The sequence below is a fragment of the Streptomyces sp. NPDC050549 genome (assembly GCF_040655035.1).
Taxonomy (GTDB): domain Bacteria; phylum Actinomycetota; class Actinomycetes; order Streptomycetales; family Streptomycetaceae; genus Streptomyces.
Window position 1 is genome coordinate 38,174 of the sequence record NZ_JBFAJD010000001.1, and the last position, 26,581, is coordinate 64,754.

Genomic DNA, 26,581 nt, shown 5'->3' on the forward strand with positions numbered 1-26,581 from the left:
TCTGACGCGTTGAACTCCATGGATCCGGGAGCCACCCGACTCCCGACCCGCTCGTCCAAGGAGGGGTTCCGTGGTGGAGACCGGGATGGAGACCAGTCAGAGCGTCGATCCTCGAATGCCGAGCGCGGAGTGCAGTGCGCCACCCTTCGCGGACTCCGCCTGCGATCTGGTGACCGTGCCGACGCGGCAGGGGCTGGAGGCCGTCGACATCCTGCGGCGCGGTGCGGGCGACGGGGTCGGACCCGTGCTGCACGACGGCGGCGACACCCTCGGCTTCCTGGTCCCGCCGGGCACCGCGGCGGCCTGGGACGTCCCGGGCAGCACCTGCACGGAGACCAACGGCCGGGGCCTGCGCCTCGCCCCCGACCCCGAACCCCCGGTCGAGGGCTCCGACTGGCTGCTGCCCCCCGGTGACGCCGACCTCGCGACCGACCCGGCGGTCCTGCGGGCCGCGCTGGACGAGGCGGCCCGGTTGATCGAGGCGGCGGACGGGTGTCGCTGAACGCTCCGGGCCGAGGCCGGACGCGCCGGACCACCCCCGACCCCCGATAATGGGCCAATGGGAAAGTCCAGGACCCCCCGGCGCGGTGCCGGCTCCGCCGAAGCCGTCGTCGAGGCGGTCGACGGTGGGCTCGCCGAACTGATACCCGACCGGGACCGTGCACGGGCCTGGACCCTGTTGATCGACGGGGCGCCGCAGTCCTACGTCGACCTCGACGACCCGGCGTATCTGTCCTTCGAGTACCAGCGCCGCCTCGGGCACGTCATCGACCTCGCCGCACCGGCGGGCAAGCCGGTCCAGGCCGTGCACCTCGGCGGTGGCGCCCTCACTCTCGCCCGGTATGTCGCCGCCACCCGCCCCCGGTCCACCCAGCAGGTCGTCGAGTTCGACGCGGCGCTCGTCCAACTGGTCCGCCGCGAGCTGCCGTTGGACCCGAACGCGCGGATCCGGGTGCGCTCCACCGACGCCCGCGCGGGACTCGCGAAACTGCCCGAGGGCTGGGCGGACCTCGTCGTGGCCGATGTCTTCAGCGGCGCCCGTACGCCCGCCCACCTCACCTCCACCGAGTTCCTCGACGAGGTGCGCAGGGCGCTACGACCGGGCGGGATCTACGCCGCCAACCTCGCCGACGGGCCCCCGCTCGCGCATCTGCGCGGCCAGATCGCCACCGTGGCCGCCCGGTTCACGGAACTCGCGCTGATCGCCGACCCGACCGTGCTGCGCGGCAAACGGTTCGGCAACGCGGTCCTCGTCGCCTCCGACCACCCGCTGCCGCTCGCCGAACTCACCCGGCGCGCCGCCTCCGACCCGCACCCCGGCCGGGTCCAACACGGCCGCGAACTCACCGACTTCACGGGCGGCGCCGTACCGGTGACGGACGCCGCGGCGGTCGCCTCACCGGCGCCGCCGCCGTCGGTGTTCCGCTGAGTCCGGGAATCCGGCGCCGAACGGTCAGAAGTCCAACCCCCGTGCCAGCAGCGGCAGATGGCGCTGGTACAGCTCCGCCAGGTCCTCCTGTCCGTCGCCCTCCACCCAGTGCCGTACGAGCGTCGTGAACACGGCGATGATGGCCGCCGCCGCGCACTTGATCTCCAGGTCGGTCGCGTCGCGGCCGGTGCGTTCGGCGATGATCGCGGCGACCGCCTCCTCGCTGCGCTGCTGTTCGACGACGTTGCGGGCCCGGATCGCGGCGTCGGTGAAGGTGATGCGGGTGCGCAGGAGCAGGTCCTCGCGGTCCTGGTCCGGCATCTGACCCAGCGGCCCCTTCAGGGAGTTGAGGATCGCGTCCACGATCGGTTCGCCGGCGGGCCGCGCGCGGAGGGCCTCGGCGAGCGCGGGGTCGTACTCGTCCTGGATGACCACGTCCTCCTTGGTGGGGTAGTACCGGAAGAACGTGCTCGGCGAGACCTCCGCCGCGTCCGCGATCTGGTCGACCGTGGTCGTCTCGTACCCGTGCTCGGCGAAGAGGCGGCAGGCCTCACGGCGGATGCGCTCGCGGGTCTGCCGCTTCTTGCGCTCGCGCAGGCCGAGGGGGGCGGAGGTCTCGTGCGTCGTCATGCCACCGATTCTGCGTGTTCGCGCGGGGACCGGGCCACCGTCCGGGAGCAGGTGGCGCGGCCGGGCAGGAAGAGCAGGGCCAGTACCGCCGCGAGCAGGGAGATCGTGCCGCAGGCGGTCAGCACCAGGTTCATGCCGTGCACGAAGGCCTCGTGGGCGGAGGCCGCGAGGCCCGTGTCGTGCAGCTGCCGGGCCACCTCGTCGGCGCCGGAGACCCAGTCGCGGACCGTGTGCGCCGCCTGCGCCGAGAGGCCGTCGATGCTGACGCGGGCGAGATAGCCGTAGCCGAGGAGACTGCCGAGGCCGGCCACGCCGAGGACGCCGCCGAGTTGCTGGACGGTCTCCAGGAGGCTGGTGCCCGAACCGGTGTTGTCGGCGGGCAGCGAGCCCATCACCAGGCTGGTCGCGGGGACGACGGCGAGTCCGAAGCCGAGGCCGGTGAGGGAGAGCCACAGCGCGGTGAAGCCGTAGCCGGTCGAGCCGTCCGAGGCCGCGCCGAGCAGGGCGCCGGCCGCGAGCGCGGACAGCCCGAACGGGATGACCGTACGGACGCCGAGCCGCGGCACCAGGGGCTCGCTCGCCGCGGCCGCCGCCGCCATCAGACCGCCGATCAGCGGCAGTACGCGCAGTCCGGTACCGAAGGAGTCGTTGCCGAGGACCGCCTCCAGGTACTGCGGGACGACGAACAGGATGCCCATCACCGCGAAGTTGACGAAGACGGCGATCAGGGTGCCCCACAGGAAGCGCCGGTCGGTGAAGAGCCGCAGGTCGACGATCGGGTGCGGGTGGCGGCGCTCGCGCACCACGAAGGCGGTGAGCAGTACGGCCGCGGCGGCGAGCGGGACGGCCACGCGCGCGTGCGTCCAGCCGAGCTGCGGGATGAGGATCGTGCCGTAGACGAGAGCCGTGATGCCGAGGCCGCCCAGGAGGGTGCCGAGGGTGTCGAAGGCGGGGGTCTCGCGCGCGCGGGTCCTGTCCCGTGGGAGCAGCCAGATGCCGGCCGTCAGGGCGAGGGCGGCCACGGGGAGGTTGAAGAGGAAGATCGAGCCCCACCAGAAGTGGTTCAGGAGCCAGCCGCCCACCAGGGGGCCGACCGGCATTCCCAGGGCGGTCGCGGCGGTCCAGACGGCGACGGCCCGGGGCAGTTCCTCCTTGGCGAACACGCGCGGCAGGATCGCCATGGAGAGCGGGGTGATCGCGGCGGCGCCGAGACCGAGGACCGCGCGGGCCGCGACGACCTGTCCCGTCGAGGTGGCGAGCGCCCCGCCGAGCGAGGCGAGTCCGAAGAGCGCGATGCCGGACAGGAGCAGGCGTTTGTGGCCGATGGTGGTCCCCCGCGCCCTTTAGGCGTGGTGGAGGTCGCCGAGCAGGCCGACCGGGAGCATCGCCACGGACAGTGCCAGCAGATAGCCGCCGCCGATCCACTGCAACTGGGCGCCGTCGGCGTGGAGCCGGCCCGCGACGGTCGGCAGGGCGACGTTGATGACGGTCCCGTCGAGGCCGACGATCAGCACGCCCAGGGTGAGTGCGGCGAGCGCGAGCCAGCGGTGGGGGGACGAGGACAGAGGGGGCGGTGCGGACATGCGAACCTCCCAGAAGGCAGCAACCTAATGAGAAGCCACTTCCAAATGGGAGTCGACTGTCGATATGTAGTTGGCTTCCGCTTTCCGGTCCGTCCGGCCCTGCCGCCCGGACGCTAGTAGCTCCCCACATCCACCCGCGGTGCCCCGTCGTGCCAGGTACAGATCACGGACACCTTGCCCGTGCCCTTGGTGAACTCCACCCGGAGCCATGAGTCCGTCTTCCACACCTGCATCGACCAGCCCGTACCCGGCGTCGCCGACACGAGCGTCACATAGGCCGGTGCGAAGTCGAGTTCGAGCACCACCCGCCCGCCGTCGGTGTCGTAGCTCTTCACCTGGCCGGAGGTGGAGACGGAGGGGGACGGGCTCGCCGTCGCCGTCTTCGTGGGGCTCGGGCTCGGGCTGCGGGTCGGTGTCGGGGTACTCGACGGGCTCGGGACCGATTCGGCCCGAACCGTCGGTTCGGCGGGCGGTGTCGCCTCCTGGGCGGTCGCGCCGGCCGCCGTGATGGGCAGGGCGCGCGGCGGGTCGTAGGCCGTGCCCGTCATGACCTTGTGGACGCCCCACCAGGACAGCGTGACCGCCGCGCCGGTGGCGAGCGACCAGGCCAGCACGTGCATGAATCCGTTGACGAGTCCTCTGGGCATCGCGGCCATACTGCCTCACGCGCCCCACAGGTGTCCCGGCGATGGCCATCGCTTTGTCCACAGGCGGGAGTTGTCCACAGCCCCGGATACGGGTCGCCCGCATGGCGTACGGTGCGGCGCATGGCAAGTGTGCTCGTGGTCGAGGACGACCAGTTCGTACGCTCGGCCCTCATCCGGCATCTGACCGACGCCGCACACACGGTGCGCAGTGTCGGTACGGCACTTGAGGCGCTGCGCGAGGTCGCCCATTTCCGTTTCGATGTGGTCATCCTGGACCTCGGACTGCCCGACCTGGACGGGTCCGAGGCGCTGAAGATGCTGCGCGGAATCACCGACGTACCGGTGATCATCGCCACCGCGCGGGACGACGAGTCGGAGATCGTCCGTCTGTTGAACGCGGGCGCGGACGACTACCTCACCAAGCCCTTCTCGGTCGACCATCTGTCCGCCCGCATGTCTGCCGTCCTCCGACGCTCCCGTGCCACCACCGGCGAGGCGCCCCCGTCCTCGGTCCTCCGCGTCGGCGGTCTCACCGTCGACCCGTTGCGCCGTCAGGCCGACCTGGACGGCGTCCGACTCGACCTCACCCGCCGCGAGTTCGACCTCCTTGCCTTCCTCGCCGGGCGGCCGGGAGTCGTCGTCCCGCGCAAGGAACTCCTCGCCGAGGTGTGGCAGCAGTCCTACGGCGACGACCAGACGATCGACGTCCATCTGTCCTGGCTGCGCCGGAAGTTGGGGGAGACGGCGGCCCGGCCGCGCTATCTGCACACCCTGCGGGGTGTCGGCGTGAAGCTGGAGCCACCGGGAGCGGAGCCACTGCGATGAGGTGGGCACTGGTCAGGGTCTGTCTGGCGATCGCGGCCATGGTCGTCGTCGCCTTCGCGGTCCCGCTCGGGCTCGTCATCAAGGAGATGGCCCGGGACCGCGCCTTCTCCAACGCCGAGCGGGAGGCCGCGGCCGTCGCTCCCGCGCTGTCCATCACCACCGACCGGGACCAGCTGGAGAAGGTCGTCGCCTCGGCGGGCACGGACTCCGGGATGGCCGTGCACATACCGGCGGGGGAGGGGAAAGCCGCCCTCGACATCGGGCGCCAGCGCGCCGCCGACAAGGACATCGCGACCGTGAGGAAGTTGGGCCGTGCCTCCACCACCGAGGTGCCCGGCGGCTCCACCCTGCTGCAGCCGGTCGCGCTCAGCTCCGGCCAGATATCCGTCGTCGAGGTGTTCGTCCCGGAGTCGGAGGTCAGCAACGGCGTCGGTACGGCCTGGGCGGTACTCGCGGGGGTCGGCATCGCGCTGATCGTCGGGTCCGTCGCGGTCGCCGACCGGCTGGGCGTACGGATGGTGCAGCCCGCGCAGCGCCTGGTCGAGGGCGCGCACGAACTGGGGGAGGGAAAGCTCGGCGCACGCGTGCCCGAGGAGGGGCCGACCGAACTGCGGCTGGCGGCGGTCGCGTTCAACTCCATGGCCGACCAGGTCGTACAACTGCTGGCGAACGAGCGGGAGTTGGCGGCCGACCTCTCGCACCGCCTCCGCACACCGCTCACCGTGCTGCGGCTCAACGCGGCCTCGCTCGGGGACGGTCCGGCCGCCGAGCAGACGCGGACCGCCGTCGCGCAGCTGGAGCGGGAGATCGACACGATCATCCGGACCGCGCGCGAGGCCAAGCCGCAGACTGTGGCGGCCGGGCCCGGCGCCGGGTGCGACGCGGCCGAGGTGGTGCGCGAGCGGATGCGGTTCTGGTCCGCGCTCGCCGAGGACGAGGGCCGCAAGGTACGGGTGGCCGGGGTGGAGCGGCCGGTGCGGATACCCGTGGCCCGCGCCGACCTGGTCGCCGCCCTCGACGCCCTGCTGGGCAATGTGTTCCGGCACACGCCCGAGGGCACGGCCTTCGCGGTCGACGTGCACAACAGCGCGGACGCGGTGATCGTGCTCGTCTCGGACGCGGGTTCCGGCATACGGGACCCCGAGGCGGCGATGGCGCGCGGACGCGGCTCCGGCAGCGACGGGTCGACCGGGCTCGGCCTGGACATCGTGCGCAGGCTCGCCGAGTCGACGGGCGGGGACGTCCGGATCGGCTCCTCGATGCTCGGCGGCACGGAGGTGCGGATCTGGATCCAGCTGGACGGGCGGGAGCCGGAGCGCAAGGGGCACCGGGGGGCCGTACGAAGGCGTCGGCGCGGCAGATTGGTCTCTACCTTTAACGGTTCCCGATCCCTCCCTTAAGCGCGCCCTAAGATCACCGACTCCTGCCCGGATCAGGCGCTTTGCCCGATTCCGGATCGCTAGCGTGCTGCCGCACCCCACCCCCGTACGGCGAAGGCAGGCACGCGATGAGCACCCACCGGCGCAGGATCAGCAACAGGAACAAGGTGATCGGCGGAGCGGTCGCCGCGGCGGTGGTCGGCGGCGGCGCGGTCCTGCTGACCGGCGTCGCCCAGGCGGCGAGCGTCGGCGCCGCGTACACGAGAACCAGCGAGTGGTCGACGGGGTACACCGCCCAGTACGTCGTCACCAACACGACCGGTGCCACCAAGAAGGACTGGACGCTGGAGTTCGACCTGCCGTCCGGTTCGAAGGTGAGCTCGCTGTGGAACGCCGAGTCGAGTGTCAGCGGGCAGCACGTCACCGTGAAGCCGCCGAAGTGGGACACGGACGGGCTCGCGGCCGGCGAGTCGGTCACGGTCGGCTTCGTGGTCAACGGCACGGGCCAGCCGACGAGTTGTCTGATCGACAGCGCCAAGTGCTCGGCGGACGGCGGCGCGACCCCCGAGCCGTCCGGCCGCCCGACGACCTCGTCACCCACGCCCATGCCGACCGCCTCGCCGACCCCCACCACCAAGCCGACGCCCACTCCGACACCCACCGCCTCGCCTTCGCAAAGCACCGGCACGACGGCCGGCGGCGGCTTCGCCCCCTACGTCGACACCTCCCTCTACCCGGCCTTCGACCTCCTCGCCAACGTCACCGCGACCGGCGTCAAGAACTACAACCTCGCCTTCATCACCGACGGCGGCGGCTGCACCCCGAAGTGGGGCGGGGTGACGGACCTTGCGAGCGACGGCGTGGCCTCCCAGATCGGCGCGCTGCGTGCCAAGGGCGGCGACGTACGGGTCTCCTTCGGCGGCGCGTCCGGCTCCGAGCTGGCGACGACGTGCGGTTCGGCGAGCACGCTGGCGAGCGCCTACGGCAAGGTCGTGGACGCGTACGGCCTCACCAAGGTCGACTTCGACATCGAGGGCGCCGCGCTGCCCAACACGGCGGCGAACACGATCCGCGCCCAGGCGATAGCCAGGCTCCAGCAGCAGCACCCGAACCTGGACGTCTCCTACACCCTCCCGGTGATGCCCGAGGGGCTGACGCAGGACGGTGTGAACCTGCTCTCCAACGCCAAATCCAACGGCGTGAAAATCGGCACGGTCAACATCATGGCGATGGACTACGGACCGGCCTACAGCGGAGATATGGGAACGTACTCAGAGCAAGCGGCTACAGCGACTCAGGCCCAAGTCAAGAGTGTTCTCGGGCTGTCTGAAAGTGCCTCTTGGAAAGCGATTTCTGTCACTCCGATGATCGGCGTGAATGACGTGTCGTCGGAGGTTTTCAAGGTCGACGACGCGACCCGGCTCGTCGCTTTCGCCGAGGCGAAGGGGCTCGGTGGCATCTCGATGTGGTCCGCGACACGTGACAAGCAGTGCGCCGGCGGAGCCGAGCCCACTGCTGACGCGACCTGCAGTTCGGTCGTGCAGGCCCCGTCCGCGTTCTCCAAGGCCTTCTCTGCCTTGCAGTAGTCGCCCCATGTGCCCCGGGAGCCCCTCGCGGTCCCCGTGGCCCCAGTCGCCCCGCAGCGGACGTATGGCCACTCGGCTGTACGTCCGCTTCTCTTGCTGGTGCGTGTCGATTACGTTTCGACAAATGAAGGCGGCGGGTGTTGACGCATGACCAGACATGGGACTGTTATTACGCCACCGTGTTTGGTCGCGTTGGTTTCTGGTCGGTTACGACGACCTGGGGCGTGGCGCATTCCGGCCGAACCCTGTCCGTCAGGAGCCGTTCATGCCCGACTTCTCCCTCCCCGCTGCGAGCCGCCGTTCCGTCCTGCGCGGCATAGGCGGCGCCGCCGTGCTCGGAGCCGGTATCCCCCTGCTGAGCGCGTGTGGCAGCAGTGGCAGCTCGTCCGACTCGAAGACCGTGACGCTGGGGTCCAACGCGTCCGACGCCGTGCCGAAGAAGGCGTTCGCGAGTGTCTACGCGGACTTCAAGAAGACCTCCGGCATTACCGTCAAGGTCAACACGAAGGACCACAACACCTTCCAGGAGCAGATCAACTCCTACCTCCAGGGCACGCCGGACGACGTGTTCAACTGGTTCGCCGGGTACCGCATGCAGTTCTTCGCGGCCAAGAAGCTCGCCACCCCGATCGACGACGTGTGGGCGAAGATCGGGGACAACTTCCCCGACGCCATGAAGAAGCTCAGCAAGGGCGAGGACGGCAAGTACTACTTCGTGCCGCTGACCACGTACCCGTGGGCGATCTTCTACCGCAAGAGCGTCTTCGCGGCGAAGGGCTACACCGTCCCCACCACCTGGGACCAGCTGGTCGCCCTGTGCAAGAAGATGAAGAGCGACGGCCTGGTCCCGATCGCCTTCGGCGACAAGGACGCCTGGCCGGCGATGGGCACCTTCGACCAGATCAACTTCCGCCTCAACGGCTACGACTTCCACAAGGCGCTGATGGCGGGCACCGAGTCGTGGACCGACCCCAAGGTCAAGGCGGTCTTCGACCACTGGGCCGAGCTGCTCCCGTACCACCAGGACGGCTTCATGGGCCGCACCTGGCAGGACGCCGCCCAGGGCCTGGTGTCGAAGAAGTCCGGCATGTACCTCCTCGGCTCCTTCGTGGCCCAGCAGTTCACCAACAAGGCCGACCTCGACGACCTCGACTTCTTCGCCTTCCCGGAGATCAACTCCGCGTACGGCCAGGACACCGTCGAGGCGCCCACCGACGGCTTCATGGTCAGCAAGGCCCCGAAGAACCACGCCGGTGTCGTGAAGCTCATGGAGTACCTGGGCAGCCCGGCGGCCGAGGAGCTCTACCTCAAGACCGACCCGAGCGTGGTGGCCGCCTCCAGCAAGGCATCCACCGCCGCGTACTCGCCGCTGCAGAAGAAGGCGTTCGACATGATCGGCGCCGCCAAGAGCCTCACCCAGTTCATGGACCGCGACTCCCGTCCGGACTTCACCTCGACGGTGATGCAGCCCGGTCTGCAGAAGTTCCTCCAGAACCCCAAGGGCGTCGACAGTCTGCTGTCCTCGATCGAGCGCCAGAAGAAGACGATCTTCGCCTCCTCATGATCTCCGAGACGACTACGACGAGCCCGGAGGCGGACGCCGTTCCGCCTCCGGGCCCCGCGCCTGCCAAGAAGCGGGTCCCGCAGGGTGCCAAGCGCCTGCTGACCCGCCGTGACCGCATCACGCTCGCCTTCATGGCGGGCGTGCCGACGGTCCTGCACGTGGCCCTGGTCTGGGTCACCGCCCTCGCCTCGATCGCCCTGGCCTTCACCAGCTGGGACGGCATCGGCTTCGACTCGATCAAGTGGGTCGGGCTGGACAACTTCAAGCAGTTGTTCACCGACAACCCGCAGTTCTGGCCCGCCCTTGAGCACAACATCATCTGGTTCGTCGTGCTCATCCTGCTGCCGACGCCCTTCGGCCTGTTCCTGGCCGTCCAGCTGGACAAGAAGATCCGCTTCAGCCGCGTCTACCAGACCGCGTTCTTCCTGCCGGTCGTGATGTCGCTGGCGGTCACCGGATTCGTCTGGCAGTTGATCTACAACCCCGACACCGGCCTGATCAACAGCCTCATCGGGGCCAACAAGCCAGGCCACTACATCGACTGGATCGGCGACCCCAAGCTCAACCTGTGGGCCGTCCTGATCGCCGCGTCCTGGCGGCACGCCGGCTACATGATGATCCTGTACCTGGCCGGCCTCAAGGGCGTCGACCCGTCCCTGCGGGAGGCCTCCGCACTGGACGGGGCGAACGAGTGGCAGACGTTCAAGAACGTCATCTTCCCGACGCTGCGCCCCACCAACACGGTCGTCCTGGTCGTCACGATCATCGAGTCGCTGCGCGCCTTCGACCTGGTCTTCGTCTTCAACAAGGGCGCCCAGGGCACCGAACTGCTGTCGATCCTGATCACCAACAACATCATCGGTGAGTCCAGCCGGATCGGTTACGGGTCGGCGATCGCAGTCGTCCTGCTGGTCATCTCCCTCGCGGTCATCATTCCGTACCTGATCGCGACCTTCCGGAAGGAGCGGCGCGCATGACCACCCCCACCGCCGCACTCGGCGTGAAGCAGCGCACCCCGCTCCGCCCCGCCCGGGTCCTGCTGCACACGTTCCTCGTCGTCACCTCGCTGGCCTGGCTCGCCCCGCTGCTGTGGGCGGTCTACGCGGCCCTGCGCCCGTACGCGGAGACCAGCAACAAGGGCTACGTCTCCTGGCCGGACACGCTGAACTTCGACAACTTCAAGAACGCGTTCCAGCAGTCCGACATGACGCACTACTTCGTCAACACGCTGATCATCGCGGTCCCGGCCGTGCTGCTCACGCTGCTGCTGGCGTCGATGGTCGCGTTCTACGTCAGCCGCTTCGACTTCCGCTTCAACATCGCCCTGCTGCTGGTCTTCACGGCCGGCAACCTGCTGCCGCAGCAGGTCATCATCACCCCGCTGTACCGCCTGTACCTGCTGATCGACCTGCCGGGCATCACGATGAGCGGCAAGCTCTACGACTCCGCGCTGGGCCTCGTCCTCATCCACGTGGCGTTCCAGTCCGGCTTCTGCGCCTTCGTGCTCAGCAACTACATGCGGATGCTGCCGACCGAGCTGACCGAGGCGGCCCTGGTGGACGGCGCGTCCGTGTGGCGCCAGTACTGGCAGATCGTGCTTCCGCTGTGCAAGCCGGCGATGGCGGCCCTGGCCACCCTGCTCTCCATCTGGATCTACAACGACTTCTTCTGGGCGATCGTGCTGATCTCGACCGGGGAGAACATGCCGATCACCTCCGCCCTGAACAACCTCTCCGGCCAGTACTTCACCGACCCCAACCTGGTCGCGGCCGGCGCCCTGCTCACCGCGATCCCGACCCTGATCGTGTACTTCGCGCTCCAGCGCCAGTTCGTCAGCGGTCTCACGCTGGGCGCCAACAAGGGCTGACGCCCTTCCCGTTGAAAGAGAACCACCGTGCACGACCACCCCTTCACCACGCTCGCCTCCGTCCCCGTGAATCCGCGTACCGCCCGGGTCCACGAGGAGGGCTGGCAGTCCTGGAGCCCGAGCGGCGCCTACCCCCTCGGGGCGCGGCCGTACCGGCCGGCCAACGCCAACTGGGCGACGGTGTGCTACCGCCCCGGTGCCACCGTGCCCGCCGATGTCTTCCAGGGCGAGGGTCTGCTCGCCCTGGACCCCGGCGACGGCTCACCGGCCCGCCTGTGGGCGGCGGTCGACCCCACCGGATCGGTCCCGTCGATCCGGCTGGCCGTACGGGACGGGGTGGCGGAGATCGCCGCCGACGGCCCGGTGAAGGAGTGGACGGGGACCGGCATCCAGTCGGTACTGGGGGACTGGGCCGACGGCCTGGCCCTGCCGTCCCCCCGCCCGGCGCCCACGGTCTGGTGCTCCTGGTACGAGTACTTCACCGCCGTCACCGAGGAGGACATCCACGAGAACCTCCGCGCGATGGACACCCTCGACCTGCCCATCGACGTCGTCCAGATCGACGACGGCTACCAGAAGGCGCTGGGCGACTGGCTGACCCTGTCCGGCCGCTTCCGCTCACGGGCTGCGATCGCCGACACCATCCGCGGGCGTGGCCGCAGGGCGGGCATCTGGACGGCCCCCTTCCTGGTCGACCCGGCGAGCGACCTGGCCGCCGAACACCCCGAGTGGCTGGTGCGCGATCCGGCGGGCGGCTTCGCCCACGCCGGCCGCAACTGGGGCCACGACCTCTGCGTCCTGGACCCCACCCACCCCGGCGCGGCGGCATACCTGACCGAGGTCTACGCCACCCTCCGCACCGAGGGCTACGACTACTTCAAGGCCGACTTCCTCTACGCCGGCGCCCTGGACGGCGTACGCCACAAGGGAGTCGACGCCATCGAGGCCTACCGGGCCGGGATCGCACTGATCCGCGAGGTGATCGGCCCGGACGCCTACCTCCTGGGCTGCGGAGCGCCGATCCTCCCCTCCCTCGGCCTGTTCGACGCGATGCGGGTCAGCCCCGACACCGCACCGCACCGTCGCCCCGAGGCCGACGACTACTCCCAACCCGGCCAGGACTCCGCCGAGTTCACGGGATTCGCCCGCCAGTGGCAGCACGGCCGCCTCTGGACCAACGACCCCGACTGCCTGATGGCCCGCCCGGCCGTGGAGACCCGCGAACGCTGGGCGGCCCATGTGGAGGCCACCGGCGGCCTGATGGCGTCGAGCGACCGACTGCTGTCCCTGGACCAGTGGGGTGTGACGACAACCCGTCGCCTCCTGACGGGAGTTGACCGATGACCATCGCATACGGCGGCGACTACAACCCCGAGCAGTGGCCCGAGGAGGTCTGGGCCGAGGACATGCGCCTGATGCGCGAGGCCGGGGTGACCATGGTCAGCATCGGCATCTTCTCGTGGGCGCTGCTGGAACCGGCCGAGGGCGTCTACGACTTCACCCTCCTGGACAAGGTCCTGGACCTGCTCCAACAGAACGGCATAGCCGCCGACTTGGCGACACCGACGGCGGCGCCACCGGCCTGGTTCTTCCGCGCCCACCCCGAGGCGCTGCCGGTGGACCGGGACGGCCGGAGACTGTCGTACGGCAGCCGCCAGACGTTCTGCCCCTCCAGCCCCGCGTACCGTACGGCGGCCCTGCGCATCGCGGGCGAACTCGCGCGCCGCTACGCCGACCACCCCGCCGTCGCGATGTGGCACATCCACAACGAGTACGGCTGCCACAACCCGGCCTGCTACTGCGACGAGAGCGCGGAGGCGTTCCGGGTGTGGCTGCGCGCGAAGTACGGCGACAGCCTGCCGGCGCTGAACGACGCCTGGGGCACGGCCTTCTGGAGCCAGTGGTACTACGACTGGGCGGAGGTCCTGCCCCCGCGTGCGACGGGCGCGGTCCCCAACCCCACCCACCAGCTGGACTGGCGCCGCTTCTGCAGCGACGCGCTGCTGTCGCTGTACAAGGCGGAACGGGACGTACTGCGGGAGGCGGCCCCGGCCGTCCCCGCCACCACCAACTTCATGGTGATGTTCAACTTCGACGCGCTGGACTACTGGCGCTGGGCACCGGAGTTGGACGTCGTGTCGAACGACCACTACCTCCGCTCCACGGACCCCGAGTCCGAGATCGACATCGCGATGAGCGGCGACCTGGTCCGCTCGCTGGCGGGCGGCCGGCCGTGGCTGCTGATGGAGCACTCGACCGGCGCCGTGAACTGGCAACAGGTCAACAGGGCGAAGAACCCGGGTGAGTTGAGACGCAACGCGCTCGCACATGTCGCGCACGGCGCGGACGGCATCGCCTACTTCCAGTGGCGGGCGGCGAAGGCGGGCGCCGAACAGTGGCACTCGGCGATGCTGCCGCACGCGGGCACGGACAGCCGGATCTGGCAGGACGTCGTCCAACTGGGCGCGGACCTGCGGGCGTTGGCGGAGGTGCGGGGCAGCACGGGCACGGCGTCGGTCGCGGTGGTGTGGGACTGGAACGCCCGCTGGGCCCTGGAACTGCCGTCCCAGCCCAGCGAGGAGGTCCGCTACCTGGACCAGGTCCGGTCCTGGTACGAGCCGTTGTGGCGCTCGGGCATAGCGGTGGACTTCGTCCGCCCCGACGCCGACCTGTCGCCGTACCGCCTGGTCCTGGCCCCGAGCCTCTACTTGGTCGACGAGGCCGGCGCGGCCAACCTCTCCGACTTCGCGTCGTCCGGCGGCACCCTGGCGGTGGGCTTCCACAGCGGGGCCGTGGACGAGAACTGCCATGTGCGGCTGGGGGGTTACCCGGGAGCCTTCCGCGAGGTGCTCGGCGTCCGCACGGACGAACTGTTTCCGCTGCTCCCCGGAGAGTCGCTCGCGCTGAGCAGCGGCGGCGGTACGGCGTCCCTGTGGTCGGAGCGGGTCGCCCTGGCGGGCGCCGAGGCGATCACGTCGTACGCGGAGGGCCCGCTGACCGGCATCCCGGCGGTGACCCGGAACGCGTACGGCGAGGGCACGGCCTGGTACATGGCCACCCGCCCTGACCCGGCGACCCTCGCCGGGCTCCTGGACCTCATCCGCCGGGAGGCGGGAGTGAAGCCGGTGCGGGTGACGCCGGAGGGAGTGGAGGCGGCGCTGCGGCGCGGGGCGGACGCGGACTATCTGTTCCTCATCGACCATGCGGGGCAGGGCGCCGAGGTCCCGGTCGTCGGGGCCGACGCGGTCGAACTCCTCACCGGCAAGCCCGTGTCGGGCGGATCGGTGAGCGTGCCGCCGGGCGGGGTGGCGGTGGTCCGGGAGCCGCGCCGGGCCGGCTGACCCGGAGGACGGCGCGGGGGCTCGGAACGGTCGGGTGGCGCGGGGCCGGGAACGGCCGGATGGCTCAGAACGGCCCCGGGCCGCCGAACCCCCCGAACCCACCCGGCCCACCAGGTCCGCCGCCGAACATTCCGCCATGCGGCCCGTGATGGTGAAAGCCGTCGAGGAGGGCGTCCGCGAGCAGCATGCCGCCGACGCCCGCGGCGCCCGCGACGAGGGCGGTCCTCCACCACGGGGTGGTGTACCAACCCCCGGGCATGGAACGGCCGTTCACGACCCCGCCGGGGTAGTAGTACGGCGTGTTCGCACCGGGTTGGGCCGAGGCCGTGTACGTCTGTCCGCCGACCGTGACCTGGCCGCCCGCCGCCTGTGCGGGCAACTCGGGCCCCGGGTCGAGACCCAGCGCGCCACGGGCGGTGCGGATGTGGTGCAGCCCCTCGACGGCGGTCTGCGTCACCAGCCCGTACTGCATGGGGGAGTAGGCGACGGCGAGCTGCCCCTCGGCCGCACGGTGCCGCTCGGTGGCGTCGGCGAGGGCCTGCCGGGCGGCGGTGTTCCCACCGGCGTCCAGCGTGGACAGACTCCCGCCGAGCCGCTCCACCCAACGGGTGGCCTCCGCGCCCGCGTCGGCGTCGTAGACCTGCTGCGCGTTCCCGGCTCCGTACCGCGAACTCCCGCCGCCCGCCTGCCGCTTGCCGTAGGCGACCGCGCCGCCGACGATCAGGGCCAGCAGCACCAACACGATGAAAAACACGACGTCCTCCCGTCTGCGCCGGGATCGGATCACCCCGTACACAGGGATTGGACGACTTGGGGCTGGGAGCTTGCTGCGGGGGGTCTGAGGGGTTGCTGTGAGTGCGGATGGACCGCCTCACACCTGCGCGGGCGGTGCGACGGGGACGGCGGCGCCGAGCGCGGAGTTCTGCATCGCGGTGATGCGCTGGATGACGAGCCCCAGCAGTGCGGCCGCCGCGATCATGAGCGCCTCCGCCGCCACGAGGAGCGCCATGGACCCCGGCGCCACCTGGTTCGTGATCACGATCAGCAGCGCGTGCGCGACCCAGGCGGACCACCACAGATTCACCAGTGCCGTGTCCCGCCTCTCCTCCCACGACACGGAGCCGGTGCGTCCGACAGCGAGGACGATCCCGCGAGGGACGACGAGGTTGACCAACGGTATGAACCACGAGCCGATCGTCCAGCCCGGACTCGGGAGCGAGGCCTCGGGGGACAGCTCCTGGGCGTTGCGCCGGGAGCGGGCGAGCCACACGAGGAACAGCGCGATCGTCACAGTCATCAGATAGACGAAGATCATGGAGATCAGGCCCGACCTGTGCAGGGACGCGTCCGTGCGGTGCAGGTAGTGATCGCGGACCGCCGCTGCCCGGAACACGTCCACCACGGCCGCCGTCGCTACCGCCGCCTGCGCGGAACGGGCAAGGACCCAGGGGGATTTGGAGGTGGAACTCGTCATCGTCGCTGGCCTGTCTCGGAGGCGGGTGCGGCCGTGGGGCCGTGGGGGCTGAGTGATCATAGGGGTCCGAGCGCCGCACGCGCGCACGACTTTCGGGCCCTCGACCACAAGCCGGTCGGCCATCAGGAGTGCGAGTCCCCGACCTCAGCGGTGCAGGCGGCCGACCACGCCCTCGACCACCCGCAACGCCTCCCCGTTCCGCACGAGTTCGGCGATGTGCTCGATGTCGGTGTGGAAGACGCGGTCCTCGTCGACGGTCGGGACTGTCTCGCGGATCCGGGCCCGTAGTGCCTCCGCCGCCGGGGAGGGTGTGAGTGGTGCGAGCAAGTCGAGGGCCTGGGTCGCGCACATCAGCTCTATCGCGATGACGTAGGCGAGCTTGTGGGCCGCGCGGTAGGCCTTCAGGGCGGCCAAGTAGCCGTTGCTGACCGAGTCTTCCTGGTTGGCGGAGGTGGTGACGTTGTCGGCGGACGCCGGGACTGCCAGGCCCCGCAACTCCATCGTCAGTGCCGCGGCCGTGTACTGGGCGATCATGTAGCCGCTGTTGAGGCCGGGCTGCGGTGCGAGGAAGGCGGGCAGTTCGCTGAAGTTGCTGTTGACCATGCGGTCGGTGCGGCGTTCGGAGACCTTGGCGAGGACTGTCATCGCGTTGACCATGGTGTCGGCCTGGATGCCTGCGTAGGTGCTGTCGCAGTTCGCGCCGCTCAGTGCCACCCCGTCCTCGCCCTCGGGGTGGATGACCGGGTTGTCGCCCACGGAGTGCAGCTCCTCGACGATGACCTCCCGGGCCTGCGCGAGCGCCCGCTTCGCGCCGCCGTGGATCTGCGGGACGGCGCGCAGGGAGAGGCTGTCCTGGAGGCGGTGGTCGAGGAACTCGGTGCTTATCGCGCTGGATGCGGTGAGGCGTCGTAGGTTGTCCGCTACGGCGGCCTGCTCGGGGTGGCGCTTGCGGGCTTGCAGCCGGGCGTCGTAGGCGCGGACGGTCCCCTTGAGCGCCTGTACCGACAGGCTCGCGGCGATGTCGGCGGTGGTTGCCGCCAGGCCGGCGTCATGGGCGGCGAGGACGGCTGTCGCGGTGACGGAGTGCGTGCCGTTCGTCAGCGACAGGCCCTCCTTGCAGGCGAGCCGGGTGGGCTGTTCGCCGATGCGGGCCAACGCCTGGGCGCCGGGAAGGAGTTGACCGTCGTGCGTCGCCCGGCCCTCTCCCAGGAGTACGAGGGCCATGTGGGCCTCGGGGGCGAGGTAGCCTACGGAGCCCTCGCCGGGGACGTGGGGGGTGACGCCGGCGTTGAGCATGTGCCGGATCAGTTCCAGGGTCTCGAAGCGGATGCCGGAGTAGCCCTCGCCGAGGCCGACCAGTTCCATGAGCGCGGTGGCTCGGACTATCTCGGTGGGCAGCGGTTCGCCGACCGACACGGCGTGCGAGCGGACTATGTTGCGCTGGAGCTGCTCGGCGTCCGCCGGGTCGACGACCTCCGTGACGTTGTCGCCGAAGCCGGTGGTGACGCCGTAGACCAGGCGGTTCTCGGCCAGGAAGCGTTCGACCAGTGCGCGGGACTTGCGGACCCGGTCGACGTAGGTCGCGTCGAACTCGACGCGCGCGCCGTGGCGGGCGACCGCGACGAACTGCTCGACGGTGATCGGCTCCTCGCCCAAGGTGACAGCGGCCACGGACAGCTCCCCGTGCTTGGTGTACATCCATTCACTTGCGTGGCGAATGAATCACTTTATTTAGCGCTTGGCAAGGGAGGGAGGGACTTCACCGCGTGGAGGAGGGCCGCGAGGGTGTGGGGTGCGAGCGTGGCGATGTGGTGGGGGTGGTCGCTCTCGCGGAGGTGGATGTGGGTGCCGGTTGTCGCTGCCGCCAACTCCACGCACTCGCCCTCGCCGCCGGTGCTGAAAGACGACTTCTGCCAGACGAGGTGGGACATGGCGGGTCCTCTCAAAGGGCGTACATGACGTGCTGGATCAGGCTCAGCGAGTCGCGTGACTCGTGCGACTCCGGCGCCGATTCCGGGTCGACCGGCGCCAGCGCCAGCTCCGAGAGTCGCTCGAACATCTTCGCGTACTCGTCGAGTTGCTCTCCATCCCGCAGGAAGAGCGAGTTCGTCGGATGCTCCAGGTAGACGGTGTCCAGTTCGGGGGCCCCGCCGCCGAAGAGGACGAAGGAGCGGGTGTGCGCGGAGTAGACGCCGGCTTCGAACGGGTAGACCTGGACGATCACGTTGGGCAGTCTGGAGACCTCCATCAGCCTCACCAGTTGCCTGCGCATGACCGCCGGGCCGCCCACTCGTGTGTGGAGTGCGGATTCGTGGATGACGGCGCGGTATGTGACTGGTGGGTCGCCGGTCAGTACGCGCTGGCGGGCCAGACGGAACTCGGCGTACCGGTCGGCGTGTTGAGGGGCAGACTCGGTGGCGGTCAGCACCGCGCGGGCGTATTCGTCGGTCTGCAGCATGCCGGGGATCACCAGGGGGTTGTGGGTGCGCAGCACTGTCGACCGGGATTCCAGCTCGGCCAGGTTCCGGGCCGCCGGGCCGATCGTGTCGTTGAACTCGTCCCACCACCCTTTGCCGCTCTCCTGGGCCATCGCCATGATCCCGTCGAACAGGGGGCCGGGCGGGCAGCCGTACTCGTGCAGCAGCTTGTAGAGGCGGTTGCGCGATACGTCGATGCGGCCCGCCTCGATGTTGCTGATCCGGGTGCGGTCGGCGTCGAGCAGTTCGCCGGCCCGGTCGCCGGACAACCCGGCGCGGTTGCGCAGTTTGCGGAGTTCCAGGCCGAGTCGCCGCTGACGCTCGCTGGGGTTGTTCCTGGGTGGCATGAGTGACCTCCTCCGGGCAGTCTGCACAGCCGAACTCCCACGGGTCACAAGGTAGTTCGGCAGTCACTCACAAGGGTGACGCGACCCGTAAACGGTTGCAACTACCGAAACGGGTTCCCTACCGTCGGAGACCACCACACCAGGGAAGGAACCCCATGTCCGACGACCCCCCACCCCCCACCGACGTCTCCCTCGTCTTCCCGCCCCACCCCGCCTGGGTCCGCACCGCTCGTGAAACGGTCCGCACGCTCCTCGTCACCTCCCACCGCCCCGAACTCACCGACACAGCCCTGTTGTTGACCTCGGAAGCCGTCACCAACGCCATCAACGCCTGCAAGCTGGAGGGCAACCCGACCCCCGTAACCCTCTACGCAGGTTGGTCCAACCCCCACAGCTTCCGCGTCCTCGTCCACGACGAGGCCCCGGGCCTCCCCACCTGCCGTACCCCCGCCACCACCGACGAGGACGGCCGCGGCATGCATCTCATCGCATACGGCGCCGACGCCTGGGGCGTGTGCGCGCACGGGCCCGGCCGGGGGAAGGCGACCTGGTTCGAGCTGGGGAACCGATGACATGGGCGAGGAACTGTCGCTCGGGACAACCGCCACGCCTGATGAAGCCGCCGAACGCAGGAAGCGCGCCCTGGCCCGTCTCGCGGCCCGCGCGGACTGCGGCGACTTCGACCTGTTGCCGGGCGAGGAGCACCGGCGGCGGCCACACCCCGGCGCGAGCGCGAGTCACCCCTCGCCATAACCCCGTCGGGGCGCGGCATGTCCCCTAGGCGTGCCGCGCCCCGTCCCCCGGTGTCCCCCGTCGGTCAGGCTTCGCCCACCGTCGGCAGTACGCCCGTCCGCGCCGCCTTCCCGTACCACAGCGCGCTCGACTTCGGGGTCCGGGCCAGCGTCGCGTAGTCCACGTACACCGCCCCGAACCGCTTCTCGTAGCCGTACGCCCACTCGAAGTTGTCCATGAGCGACCACAGGTAATAACCCCGCACGTCCGCGCCGTCCGCGATCGCACGCCGCACCGCCGACAAGTGGCCGTGCAGATACGCGATGCGCTCGGGATCGTGCACCCGTCCATCCGGGTCCGGCTTGTCGTCGTACGCCGCGCCGTTCTCGGTCACGTACAGCGGCAGGCCCGGGGCCTCCCTCGTGTACCGCGTGATCAGGTCGTACAGGCCCGTCGGGTCGATCGTCCAGCCCATCTCCGTGCGCTCGCCCGGGGTCTGGAGGAACGCCACGTCGTCCGCGCCAGGCCAGGGGGAGTACGCGCTCGCGCCGTGGCCGTCGGCGCGCGGGCCCGCCGAAGCGGAGGCCGCCGCCTCCACCAGCGTCGGCGTGTAGTAGTTCAACCCCAGTGCGTCCAGCGGCTGGTGAATCAGTGTCAGGTCGTTGTCGAGGACGTACGACCAGTCCGTGATCGATCGCGTCGCGTCGAACAGCGACTGCGGATATGCCCCGTGCAGCATCGGGCCGTGGAACACCCCGTTGGCCAGGTCGTCGATCTTCCGGGCCGCCGCCAGGTCCGCCGGCGACTGCGAAGCGGGCCTGACCACCGACGAGTTGAGGCTCACCGCGATCGAGTTGCGGGCCGGGACCGCGGACCGGAGCGCCGAAGTGGCAAGCCCGTGCGCCAAGTTCAAGTGGTGGGCCGCCTTCAGTGAAGCGGCCGCGTCCGTACGGCCCGGCGCGTGGACCCCCGAGCCGTAGCCCAGGAACGCGCTGCACCACGGCTCGTTCAGCGTGATCCACTGCTCCACCTGGTCGCCCAGCGCCTCGCCCACGATCTGCGCGTACTCGGCGAAGCGGTACGCCGTGTCGCGCTCCGGCCAGCCGCCCGCGTCCTCCAACTCCTGTGGCAGGTCCCAGTGGTAGAGGGTCAACGCCGGCTTGATGCCTACCGCCAGCAGCTCGTCCGCCAGGCGGCGGTAGAAGTCCAGGCCCACCTGGACCGCCGGGCCCCGGCCGGTCGGCTGCACCCGTGACCAGGAGACCGAGAAGCGGTACGCCGTGAGGCCCAGGTCCGCCATCAGCGCCACGTCGTCGCGGTAGCGGTGGTAGTGGTCGACAGCGATGTCACCGTGCTCACCACCGGCCGTACGGCCCGGCGTATGACTGAAGGTGTCCCAGATCGAGGGCGTACGGCCGTCCTCCCGCACCGCCCCCTCGATCTGGTACGCGGAGGTCGCGGCGCCCCAGAGGAAGGCGGGAGGAAAGGTCACGGTCGTCAGGTCGGACATGGAATCGCTCCCATGGGGTCGGGTGGCGACCATTATGCATGGGAGCGCTCCCATGCACAAAGGGTGTCCGGCCCTTTCCGCAATTCGACCCACTCGGGAGCTGCCGGTACTCCGCTCACGCGGACTCCCGCACCACCAGCCGCGTCGGCAGGACCACTCCGCGGCGATCGCCGTCGCGGTGGGCGATCTCGTGCAGCAGGAGGTGCGCCATGGTCCGGCCCATCTCCTCCAGCGGCTGGCGGACGCTGGTCAGCGGGGGATCTGTGTGCCGGGCCACGATCGAGTCGTCGAAACCGGCGACGGCGACGTCGCGGGGCACCCGCAGGCCCGATGCGCGCAGTTCCAGCATGGCGCCCGACGCCATCACGTCGGAGGCGGCGAAGACCGCGTCGAGACCGGGCCGTCGGCGCAGCAACTCCCGCATGGCCGCGCGTCCGCCCTCCTCCCGGAAGTCGCCGTACGCGATCAGGTCCTCGTCGACGGTCATGCCCACGTGCTCCAACGCCTCGCGGTAGCCGTCGAGTCGGGCCCGGGCGGCGTCCATGTCCAGCGGACCCGTGATGGTGCCGATGGTCCGGCGTCCTTTGGCCAGCAGGTGCTCGACCGCGACTCTGGCGCCGCCGCTGTTGTCCGCGCGGACATGCCCGAGCGGCTCCCCGGGGCCGCGCCGGCCGGCGAGCACGGTCGGTACGGCGAGTTCGTGAAGACGGTCGGGGAGCGTGTCGCCGCTGTGGACCGAGAGCATCAGCACGCCGTCCACCCGATGCGCGGACAGGTACGTGGCGAGCCGTGCGTACTCCTTCTCGTCCGGCACCAGGACCAGCAGCAACTGCATCCCGGCGGCCGAGAGTTCGGCGGAGACGCCGCGGATGATCTCCGAGAAGTAGGGCTCGGAGAAGAGCCGGGCCTCGCCCTCGGGAACGACCACGGCGACCGAGTCGGTGCGGCGGCTGGCCAGCGAACGGGCGGCCGGGTTGGGGACGTAGCCAAGTTCGGCGATCGCCTGCTCCACGGCCGCTCGGGTGGGGGCGCTCACTTTCGGGGAGCCGTTGATGACCCGGGAGACCGTGCCGCGGCCGACGCCGGCGAGGGCGGCCACGGCGTTGAGGGTCGGGCGCCGGACCTCCGCGCGCGGAGGCGGCTGCTCGGCAGGGCTCATCGTTCACCTTCCGGCGATCAGTGGGGGGCTGGCCTCATTCTGGCCCAGAAATTTGCGCGACGACCCGGACGGACGTCCCTGGCTCCCCGTCCGCGTGACGGACCCTTGAGCGACCTGCGGGAATTCTGTGTGGGACCGCTCCGTGTCCGGCCGATGACGGCTCGTGGAGCGACACGTTCCCGTGACGTGCTGAACACGCTTGCGCAACAACGCCGTTTTCAAGTCTTGACACCCGGCCCAGCACGAAGGAGTCTTCCGGCATGCCGCGTGGGAGCGGTCCCACGGAACCTCGGGGACTCCCTCCCGTGTGGACCGAACCACCAACGGCCCGTCCCTCTATCTCGCATGACACACCGTTGACCAGCACCTTTTCACCGCACGCCCTGTGCTGTGGGCTGGCCGCTGCTCGAAACGAGAGGGCAGGTCCGGATCGCCGAGCCTCGGCGGTCCGATTCCTGAGACCCCGTTCCCCACTGGAACAAGGAGTAGTGGAATGCGCATCACCCGTACCGGCGGCGGCCACGGCCGCAGAGTGGCGGCCGTGACCACGACGGTCCTGACGGCCTCTGCCCTGCTGTTGACCGGCTGCAGTAGCGACAGCTCCTCGGACGCCAAGGACTCGAACGGGAACATCACTCTCACGGTGGACGACTTCGGGCAGTTCGGCTACAAGGAAGCCGGCCTGTTCGCCCAGTACCACAAGCTGCACCCGAACATCACGGTCAAGGAGAACACCACCGCCAACGAGCAGGACTACTACCCGAAGCTTCTTCAGCAGCTGAACACGGGCAGTGGCCTGGGCGATGTCACGGGCATCGAGGTCGGCCGCATCAAGGAGGTCGTCGACACCCAGGCGGCCAAGTTCGCCGACCTGAGCAAGACGATCAACGTGAGCGACTGGGTCTCCTGGAAGGAGAAGCAGGCCACCGCGTCGGACGGTTCGGTCATCGGCGCCGGCACCGACATCGGCCCGATGTCCCTGTGCTACCGCTCGGACCTCTTCAAGGCGGCGGGCCTGCCGAGCGACCGTGACTCCGTCGCCAAGGCCGTCGCGGGCGGCTGGGAGGACTACCTCAAGCTCGGCGAGAAGTTCAAGGCGAAGGCCCCCAAGGGCACGTACTTCATGGACTCCGCGAGCGCCATGTACAACGCGGTCGTCAGTTCCTCCGCGGAGCAGTACTACGACGCTTCCGGCAAGGCGATCTACAAGAACAGCCCCGCCGTGCAGCAGGGCTGGAACCTGGCCGCGGAAGCCGCGTCCAAGAAACTGACCGAGGGTCTGCCCCAGTTCACCGACGCCTGGACTGCGGCGCTGCGCAAGGGCACCGTGGCCACCGTGGCGTGCCCCGCCTGGATGGCCGGCCAGATCTCCATCAACTCCGGTGACGCCTACAAGGGCAAGTGGGACATCGCCCGTGCCCCCGGCACCAGCGCGGGCAACTGGGGCGGCTCCTTCCTGGCCGTGCCCAAGAGCGGCAAGCACGTCAAGGAAGCCACCGACCTGGTCAAGTGGCTGACCGCTCCCGAGCAGCAGGCCTCCGTGTTCAAGGCGATCGGTGTCTTCCCGTCGAACAAGGGCGCCTACGAACTCGCCAGCGTGAAGAACGCGACCCTGCCGTACTTCAACAACGCCCCGATCGGCCAGATCTACGCCGACGAGGCGAAGGCCATCCCCGAGGCCGTGCTCGGCGCGAAGGACGGCACGATCAAGGACACGATCTCCACGCAGATCAACAACATGGAGCAGCGGGGCACCGCGCCCGCCAAGGCGTGGAAGGCCGCGACCGAGTCGATCGACAAGGTGATCGGCTGACACAGGCCGCGGTGCGGGCGACCCGGCGGGCGCCCGCACCGCGTCACGTGCGTGGGACCGTGCGGCGGCTCCTGCCGTAGGCGCGGGGCCCGGACGGCCTCGGTGCCCCGCACCCGCGCCGGTCGTCAAGTGCCGGTCCTTTCAGCGGTGTTCGGCGCGCACTCACCGGACACCGCCGCACCGTGTCCGCCGGGACCGGCGACCCGAGTTCGACGACGTGCCCCCAGGCCGGATCTCCGGCCTCCGCCCCGCCCGTACCCCGGCCGAGATCCAGGGAAGGACTTCCTCCGTGGCAACCACGACCCCCACACGGGGTGCCCCCGCCCCGCCACCCGGCGGCCCCGGCACCGTGTCGAACCCGCCCAGCGTGTGGCGCACCCGGCTGTGGCGCTTCGACGACAAGGCGTCGCCGTACGCGTACATCGCCCCCTTCTTCCTCATCTTCGGTGCCTTCGGCCTCTACCCGATGCTGTACACGGGCTGGATAGCCCTGCACCGGGTGGAGATGACGAGCCTGAACCAGTCCGAGTGGGTCGGCTGGCACAACTTCGCCACGATCCTCCAGGACTCCGAGTTCTGGACCGCCGTCACCAACACCTTTGTCATCGGCGTCATTTCGACCGTTCCGCAGCTCCTGATGGCACTGGGCATGGCCCACCTGCTCAACTACAAGCTGCGCGCCAGCACGGTCTGGCGGACGGTGATCCTCACCCCGTACGCCACCTCGGTGGCGACCGCGGCCCTCGTCTTCGCCCTGGTCTTCCGGGCCGACGGAGGTCTGCTCAACTGGGTGCTGCACTTCGTCGGCATCGGCAACACCGACTGGGGCAACGGGGAGTGGACGTCCAAGATCGCCATCTCGGTCATCGTGATCTGGCGCTGGACCGGCTACAACACCCTGATCTACCTGGCGGCCATGCAGGCCGTGCCCGCCGACCTGTACGAAGCGGCCTCGATCGACGGAGCGACGCGCTGGCAGCAGTTCCGCAAGGTGACTGTTCCCTCGCTGCGGCCGACGATCCTGTTCACCATCGTCATCTCGACCATCGGTTCCATGCAGCTGTTCGGTGAGCCGCTGCTGCTGCAGGGCGGCACGCTCGGCTCCACCGGGGGCAGCGAGCACCAGTACGAGACGCTCAGTATCTATCTCTTCAACTACGGCTGGAAGCTGGGGCACTTGGGCCCGGCGGCGGCCGTGGCCTGGGCCATGCTCGTCCTGCTTCTGCTCATTGCCCTGATCAACTGGATCGTCGGCCGGTTCGTGCGCAACAGCGCGGCCTGACGGGAGCGATATCGATGACCACGACCAGCCCCACCAAGACCGCGCCGGACCTCGACCCGGCACCCCTTTCCGTCACCCCGGGCAGGGGCCGCCGACGCTTCAAGATCGGCGCCGGCCAGCAGCTCAAGGGCGGCCCTTTCACCTACGCCACCCTGACCGTCGTAGGCCTGCTTTCGATCTTCCCGCTGTACTGGACGCTGGTGGCCGCCTCGCACGACCAGCAGCGGGTCCTCGACAGCCCGCCGCCACTGCTGCCGGGCGGCCGGCTGTGGAGCAACCTCCAGTCGGCCTGGGAACAGGCCCACTTGGGGAAGGCGATCGTCAACACCGTGATCGTGGCGGGCTGCATCACCGCCGCCACGCTGTTCTTCTGCACCCTCGCCGGCTACGCCTTCTCCAAGATGCGTTTCCGCGGCCGTAGCGTCCTGATGACCGCGGTCATCGCCACCCTGACGATCCCGCCCCAACTCAGCGTCGTACCGCTGTTCATGATGATGGCGGACATCGGCTGGGGCGGAAAGCTGGAGTCGGTGATCTTCCCGACCCTCGTCGGCGCCTTCGGTGTCTTCTTCATGCGCCAGTACCTGTCGGAGGCCCTGCCCTACGAACTCATCGAGGCCGCCAAGGTGGACGGGGCGAGCAACATCCGCATCGTCTGGAACGTGGTCCTGCCCGCCGCGAGGCCCGCGATGATGGTGCTCGGGATGCTCACCTTCGTGCAGGCGTGGAACGACTTCTTCTGGCCCTTCCTCGCCCTGAACCAGGACAACCCCACCATCCAGGTCGCGCTCGGCCAGCTCAGCGCCTCCTACACCCCCGACCAGAGCATTGTCATGGCCGGAGCGCTGATCAGCACCCTGCCGCTGCTGCTGGTGTTCGTGATCTTCGGCAAGCAGATCATCGGAGGCATCATGGCGGGCGCCGTCAAGGGCTGAC

At 69.8% G+C, this 26,581-nt stretch carries 26 protein-coding genes; 15 read left to right on the forward strand and 11 right to left on the reverse strand.

Going from position 1 to position 26,581, the window contains the following annotated elements:
* Window positions 1-70: 70 nt before the first annotated feature.
* Both AB0I51_RS00195 and AB0I51_RS00200 read left to right on the forward strand, forming a co-directional pair.
* Window positions 71-502: a hypothetical protein gene (locus AB0I51_RS00195; RefSeq protein ID WP_362969787.1), complete on the forward strand. Its 432-nt coding sequence runs from the start codon at window positions 71-73 to the stop codon at window positions 500-502.
* Window positions 503-559: 57 nt separating this feature from the next.
* Window positions 560-1,429: a fused MFS/spermidine synthase gene (locus AB0I51_RS00200; protein WP_362969789.1), complete on the forward strand. Its 870-nt coding sequence runs from the start codon at window positions 560-562 to the stop codon at window positions 1,427-1,429.
* A gap of 24 nt (window positions 1,430-1,453) precedes the next feature.
* Here the strand turns inward: AB0I51_RS00200 and AB0I51_RS00205 are convergent, their stop codons facing one another.
* The 4 genes from AB0I51_RS00205 to AB0I51_RS00220 form a co-directional block, all read right to left on the reverse strand.
* The gene (locus tag AB0I51_RS00205; protein WP_362969791.1) at window positions 1,454-2,059 is read right to left on the reverse strand and encodes a TetR family transcriptional regulator; all 606 of its coding nucleotides are present in this window, start codon (window positions 2,057-2,059) and stop codon (window positions 1,454-1,456) included.
* The gene (locus AB0I51_RS00210; RefSeq protein ID WP_362971089.1) at window positions 2,056-3,384 is read right to left on the reverse strand and encodes an MFS transporter; all 1,329 of its coding nucleotides are present in this window, start codon (window positions 3,382-3,384) and stop codon (window positions 2,056-2,058) included. The genes AB0I51_RS00205 and AB0I51_RS00210 overlap by 4 nt, the downstream gene beginning before the upstream one ends.
* An 18-nt stretch (window positions 3,385-3,402) precedes the next feature.
* On the reverse strand, window positions 3,403-3,642 hold the full coding sequence (locus tag AB0I51_RS00215) for a hypothetical protein (RefSeq protein WP_362969793.1): 240 nt from the start codon (window positions 3,640-3,642) through the stop codon (window positions 3,403-3,405).
* Window positions 3,643-3,755: 113 nt separating this feature from the next.
* Window positions 3,756-4,289 carry a hypothetical protein gene (locus AB0I51_RS00220; RefSeq protein ID WP_362969794.1) on the reverse strand — a complete coding sequence of 178 codons (534 nt, stop codon included), beginning with the start codon at window positions 4,287-4,289 and terminating at the stop codon, window positions 3,756-3,758.
* A 120-nt stretch (window positions 4,290-4,409) separates the two neighbouring features.
* On the opposite strand from AB0I51_RS00220, the gene AB0I51_RS00225 reads away from it, so the two are divergent.
* The 8 genes from AB0I51_RS00225 to AB0I51_RS00260 all read left to right on the forward strand — a co-directional run bounded on the left by AB0I51_RS00225 (window position 4,410) and on the right by AB0I51_RS00260 (window position 14,851).
* The gene (locus AB0I51_RS00225; RefSeq protein WP_362969796.1) at window positions 4,410-5,114 is read left to right on the forward strand and encodes a response regulator transcription factor; all 705 of its coding nucleotides are present in this window, start codon (window positions 4,410-4,412) and stop codon (window positions 5,112-5,114) included.
* Complete coding sequence (locus tag AB0I51_RS00230) at window positions 5,111-6,514, forward strand: HAMP domain-containing sensor histidine kinase (protein WP_362969798.1); 1,404 nt, start codon at window positions 5,111-5,113, stop codon at window positions 6,512-6,514. Before AB0I51_RS00225 ends, AB0I51_RS00230 begins: the two co-directional genes overlap by 4 nt.
* Window positions 6,515-6,621: 107 nt before the next feature.
* Entirely contained in the window at window positions 6,622-8,079 is a 1,458-nt protein-coding gene (locus AB0I51_RS00235) for a cellulose binding domain-containing protein (RefSeq protein WP_362969800.1), read from the forward strand.
* A 265-nt stretch (window positions 8,080-8,344) separates the two neighbouring features.
* Complete coding sequence (locus AB0I51_RS00240; protein ID WP_362969802.1) at window positions 8,345-9,643, forward strand: carbohydrate ABC transporter substrate-binding protein; 1,299 nt, start codon at window positions 8,345-8,347, stop codon at window positions 9,641-9,643.
* Window positions 9,640-10,620 carry a sugar ABC transporter permease gene (locus AB0I51_RS00245; protein ID WP_362969804.1) on the forward strand — a complete coding sequence of 327 codons (981 nt, stop codon included), beginning with the start codon at window positions 9,640-9,642 and terminating at the stop codon, window positions 10,618-10,620. Before AB0I51_RS00240 ends, AB0I51_RS00245 begins: the two co-directional genes overlap by 4 nt.
* Entirely contained in the window at window positions 10,617-11,510 is an 894-nt protein-coding gene (locus AB0I51_RS00250; protein WP_362969806.1) for a carbohydrate ABC transporter permease, read from the forward strand. Before AB0I51_RS00245 ends, AB0I51_RS00250 begins: the two co-directional genes overlap by 4 nt.
* 27 nt (window positions 11,511-11,537) lie before the next feature.
* The gene (locus AB0I51_RS00255) at window positions 11,538-12,854 is read left to right on the forward strand and encodes a glycoside hydrolase family 36 protein (RefSeq protein WP_362969808.1); all 1,317 of its coding nucleotides are present in this window, start codon (window positions 11,538-11,540) and stop codon (window positions 12,852-12,854) included.
* The gene (locus AB0I51_RS00260) at window positions 12,851-14,851 is read left to right on the forward strand and encodes a beta-galactosidase (protein WP_362969810.1); all 2,001 of its coding nucleotides are present in this window, start codon (window positions 12,851-12,853) and stop codon (window positions 14,849-14,851) included. The genes AB0I51_RS00255 and AB0I51_RS00260 overlap by 4 nt, the downstream gene beginning before the upstream one ends.
* A 64-nt stretch (window positions 14,852-14,915) precedes the next feature.
* Here the strand turns inward: AB0I51_RS00260 and AB0I51_RS00265 are convergent, their stop codons facing one another.
* From AB0I51_RS00265 to AB0I51_RS00285, 5 genes are all read right to left on the reverse strand, one after another.
* The gene (locus tag AB0I51_RS00265) at window positions 14,916-15,605 is read right to left on the reverse strand and encodes a hypothetical protein (RefSeq protein WP_362969812.1); all 690 of its coding nucleotides are present in this window, start codon (window positions 15,603-15,605) and stop codon (window positions 14,916-14,918) included.
* Window positions 15,606-15,722: 117 nt separating this feature from the next.
* Window positions 15,723-16,325 (reverse strand): DUF4328 domain-containing protein, encoded by a 603-nt coding sequence (locus tag AB0I51_RS00270; protein ID WP_362969814.1) that lies wholly within the window; start codon window positions 16,323-16,325, stop codon window positions 15,723-15,725.
* 144 nt (window positions 16,326-16,469) lie between these two features.
* Window positions 16,470-17,996, reverse strand: coding sequence for a histidine ammonia-lyase (locus AB0I51_RS00275; protein WP_362969816.1), 1,527 nt, complete (start codon window positions 17,994-17,996; stop codon window positions 16,470-16,472).
* A 56-nt stretch (window positions 17,997-18,052) separates the two neighbouring features.
* Entirely contained in the window at window positions 18,053-18,256 is a 204-nt protein-coding gene (locus AB0I51_RS00280; RefSeq protein ID WP_362969818.1) for a DUF397 domain-containing protein, read from the reverse strand.
* 11 nt (window positions 18,257-18,267) lie between these two features.
* Entirely contained in the window at window positions 18,268-19,149 is an 882-nt protein-coding gene (locus AB0I51_RS00285) for a Scr1 family TA system antitoxin-like transcriptional regulator (protein WP_362969820.1), read from the reverse strand.
* Window positions 19,150-19,304: 155 nt separating this feature from the next.
* Between AB0I51_RS00285 and AB0I51_RS00290 the strand changes: the two genes are divergently transcribed.
* Together AB0I51_RS00290 and AB0I51_RS00295 are read left to right on the forward strand one after the other, a co-directional pair.
* Window positions 19,305-19,721, forward strand: coding sequence for an ATP-binding protein (locus AB0I51_RS00290; RefSeq protein ID WP_362969822.1), 417 nt, complete (start codon window positions 19,305-19,307; stop codon window positions 19,719-19,721).
* Window position 19,722: 1 nt separating this feature from the next.
* A complete protein-coding gene (locus tag AB0I51_RS00295) occupies window positions 19,723-19,902 on the forward strand; it encodes a hypothetical protein (RefSeq protein ID WP_362969824.1) in 180 nt (59 codons plus the stop codon).
* Window positions 19,903-19,966: 64 nt separating this feature from the next.
* Here AB0I51_RS00295 and AB0I51_RS00300 read toward each other — a convergent pair whose 3' ends face one another.
* Together AB0I51_RS00300 and AB0I51_RS00305 are read right to left on the reverse strand one after the other, a co-directional pair.
* Complete coding sequence (locus AB0I51_RS00300; protein WP_362969826.1) at window positions 19,967-21,391, reverse strand: GH1 family beta-glucosidase; 1,425 nt, start codon at window positions 21,389-21,391, stop codon at window positions 19,967-19,969.
* A gap of 115 nt (window positions 21,392-21,506) precedes the next feature.
* Window positions 21,507-22,550 carry a LacI family DNA-binding transcriptional regulator gene (locus tag AB0I51_RS00305; RefSeq protein ID WP_362969828.1) on the reverse strand — a complete coding sequence of 348 codons (1,044 nt, stop codon included), beginning with the start codon at window positions 22,548-22,550 and terminating at the stop codon, window positions 21,507-21,509.
* A 493-nt stretch (window positions 22,551-23,043) separates the two neighbouring features.
* On the opposite strand from AB0I51_RS00305, the gene AB0I51_RS00310 reads away from it, so the two are divergent.
* The 3 genes from AB0I51_RS00310 (at window position 23,044) to AB0I51_RS00320 (ending at window position 26,580) form a co-directional block, all read left to right on the forward strand.
* Entirely contained in the window at window positions 23,044-24,363 is a 1,320-nt protein-coding gene (locus tag AB0I51_RS00310) for an extracellular solute-binding protein (RefSeq protein ID WP_362969830.1), read from the forward strand.
* A gap of 289 nt (window positions 24,364-24,652) precedes the next feature.
* On the forward strand, window positions 24,653-25,645 hold the full coding sequence (locus AB0I51_RS00315) for a sugar ABC transporter permease (RefSeq protein WP_362969832.1): 993 nt from the start codon (window positions 24,653-24,655) through the stop codon (window positions 25,643-25,645).
* Between the two features lie 14 nt (window positions 25,646-25,659).
* Window positions 25,660-26,580, forward strand: coding sequence for a carbohydrate ABC transporter permease (locus AB0I51_RS00320; protein ID WP_362969834.1), 921 nt, complete (start codon window positions 25,660-25,662; stop codon window positions 26,578-26,580).
* The last annotated feature ends 1 nt before the right edge of the window (window position 26,581 follow it).

What these genes read in the sequence shown, in the direction of transcription:
- AB0I51_RS00200 (WP_362969789.1), top strand. Translation starts at nt 560, where the DNA reads ATGGGAAAGTCCAGGACCCCCCGGCGCGGTGCCGGCTCCGCCGAAGCC.
- AB0I51_RS00205 (WP_362969791.1), bottom strand. Translation starts at nt 2,059, where the DNA reads ATGACGACGCACGAGACCTCCGCCCCCCTCGGCCTGCGCGAGCGCAAG.
- AB0I51_RS00215 (WP_362969793.1), bottom strand. Translation starts at nt 3,642, where the DNA reads ATGTCCGCACCGCCCCCTCTGTCCTCGTCCCCCCACCGCTGGCTCGCG.
- AB0I51_RS00220 (WP_362969794.1), bottom strand. Translation starts at nt 4,289, where the DNA reads ATGCCCAGAGGACTCGTCAACGGATTCATGCACGTGCTGGCCTGGTCG.
- AB0I51_RS00225 (WP_362969796.1), top strand. Translation starts at nt 4,410, where the DNA reads ATGGCAAGTGTGCTCGTGGTCGAGGACGACCAGTTCGTACGCTCGGCC.
- AB0I51_RS00230 (WP_362969798.1), top strand. Translation starts at nt 5,111, where the DNA reads ATGAGGTGGGCACTGGTCAGGGTCTGTCTGGCGATCGCGGCCATGGTC.
- AB0I51_RS00235 (WP_362969800.1), top strand. Translation starts at nt 6,622, where the DNA reads ATGAGCACCCACCGGCGCAGGATCAGCAACAGGAACAAGGTGATCGGC.
- AB0I51_RS00240 (WP_362969802.1), top strand. Translation starts at nt 8,345, where the DNA reads ATGCCCGACTTCTCCCTCCCCGCTGCGAGCCGCCGTTCCGTCCTGCGC.
- AB0I51_RS00245 (WP_362969804.1), top strand. Translation starts at nt 9,640, where the DNA reads ATGATCTCCGAGACGACTACGACGAGCCCGGAGGCGGACGCCGTTCCG.
- AB0I51_RS00250 (WP_362969806.1), top strand. Translation starts at nt 10,617, where the DNA reads ATGACCACCCCCACCGCCGCACTCGGCGTGAAGCAGCGCACCCCGCTC.
- AB0I51_RS00260 (WP_362969810.1), top strand. Translation starts at nt 12,851, where the DNA reads ATGACCATCGCATACGGCGGCGACTACAACCCCGAGCAGTGGCCCGAG.
- AB0I51_RS00270 (WP_362969814.1), bottom strand. Translation starts at nt 16,325, where the DNA reads ATGACGAGTTCCACCTCCAAATCCCCCTGGGTCCTTGCCCGTTCCGCG.
- AB0I51_RS00280 (WP_362969818.1), bottom strand. Translation starts at nt 18,256, where the DNA reads ATGTCCCACCTCGTCTGGCAGAAGTCGTCTTTCAGCACCGGCGGCGAG.
- AB0I51_RS00285 (WP_362969820.1), bottom strand. Translation starts at nt 19,149, where the DNA reads ATGCCACCCAGGAACAACCCCAGCGAGCGTCAGCGGCGACTCGGCCTG.
- AB0I51_RS00290 (WP_362969822.1), top strand. Translation starts at nt 19,305, where the DNA reads ATGTCCGACGACCCCCCACCCCCCACCGACGTCTCCCTCGTCTTCCCG.
- AB0I51_RS00295 (WP_362969824.1), top strand. Translation starts at nt 19,723, where the DNA reads ATGGGCGAGGAACTGTCGCTCGGGACAACCGCCACGCCTGATGAAGCC.
- AB0I51_RS00300 (WP_362969826.1), bottom strand. Translation starts at nt 21,391, where the DNA reads ATGTCCGACCTGACGACCGTGACCTTTCCTCCCGCCTTCCTCTGGGGC.
- AB0I51_RS00305 (WP_362969828.1), bottom strand. Translation starts at nt 22,550, where the DNA reads ATGAGCCCTGCCGAGCAGCCGCCTCCGCGCGCGGAGGTCCGGCGCCCG.
- AB0I51_RS00310 (WP_362969830.1), top strand. Translation starts at nt 23,044, where the DNA reads ATGCGCATCACCCGTACCGGCGGCGGCCACGGCCGCAGAGTGGCGGCC.
- AB0I51_RS00320 (WP_362969834.1), top strand. Translation starts at nt 25,660, where the DNA reads ATGACCACGACCAGCCCCACCAAGACCGCGCCGGACCTCGACCCGGCA.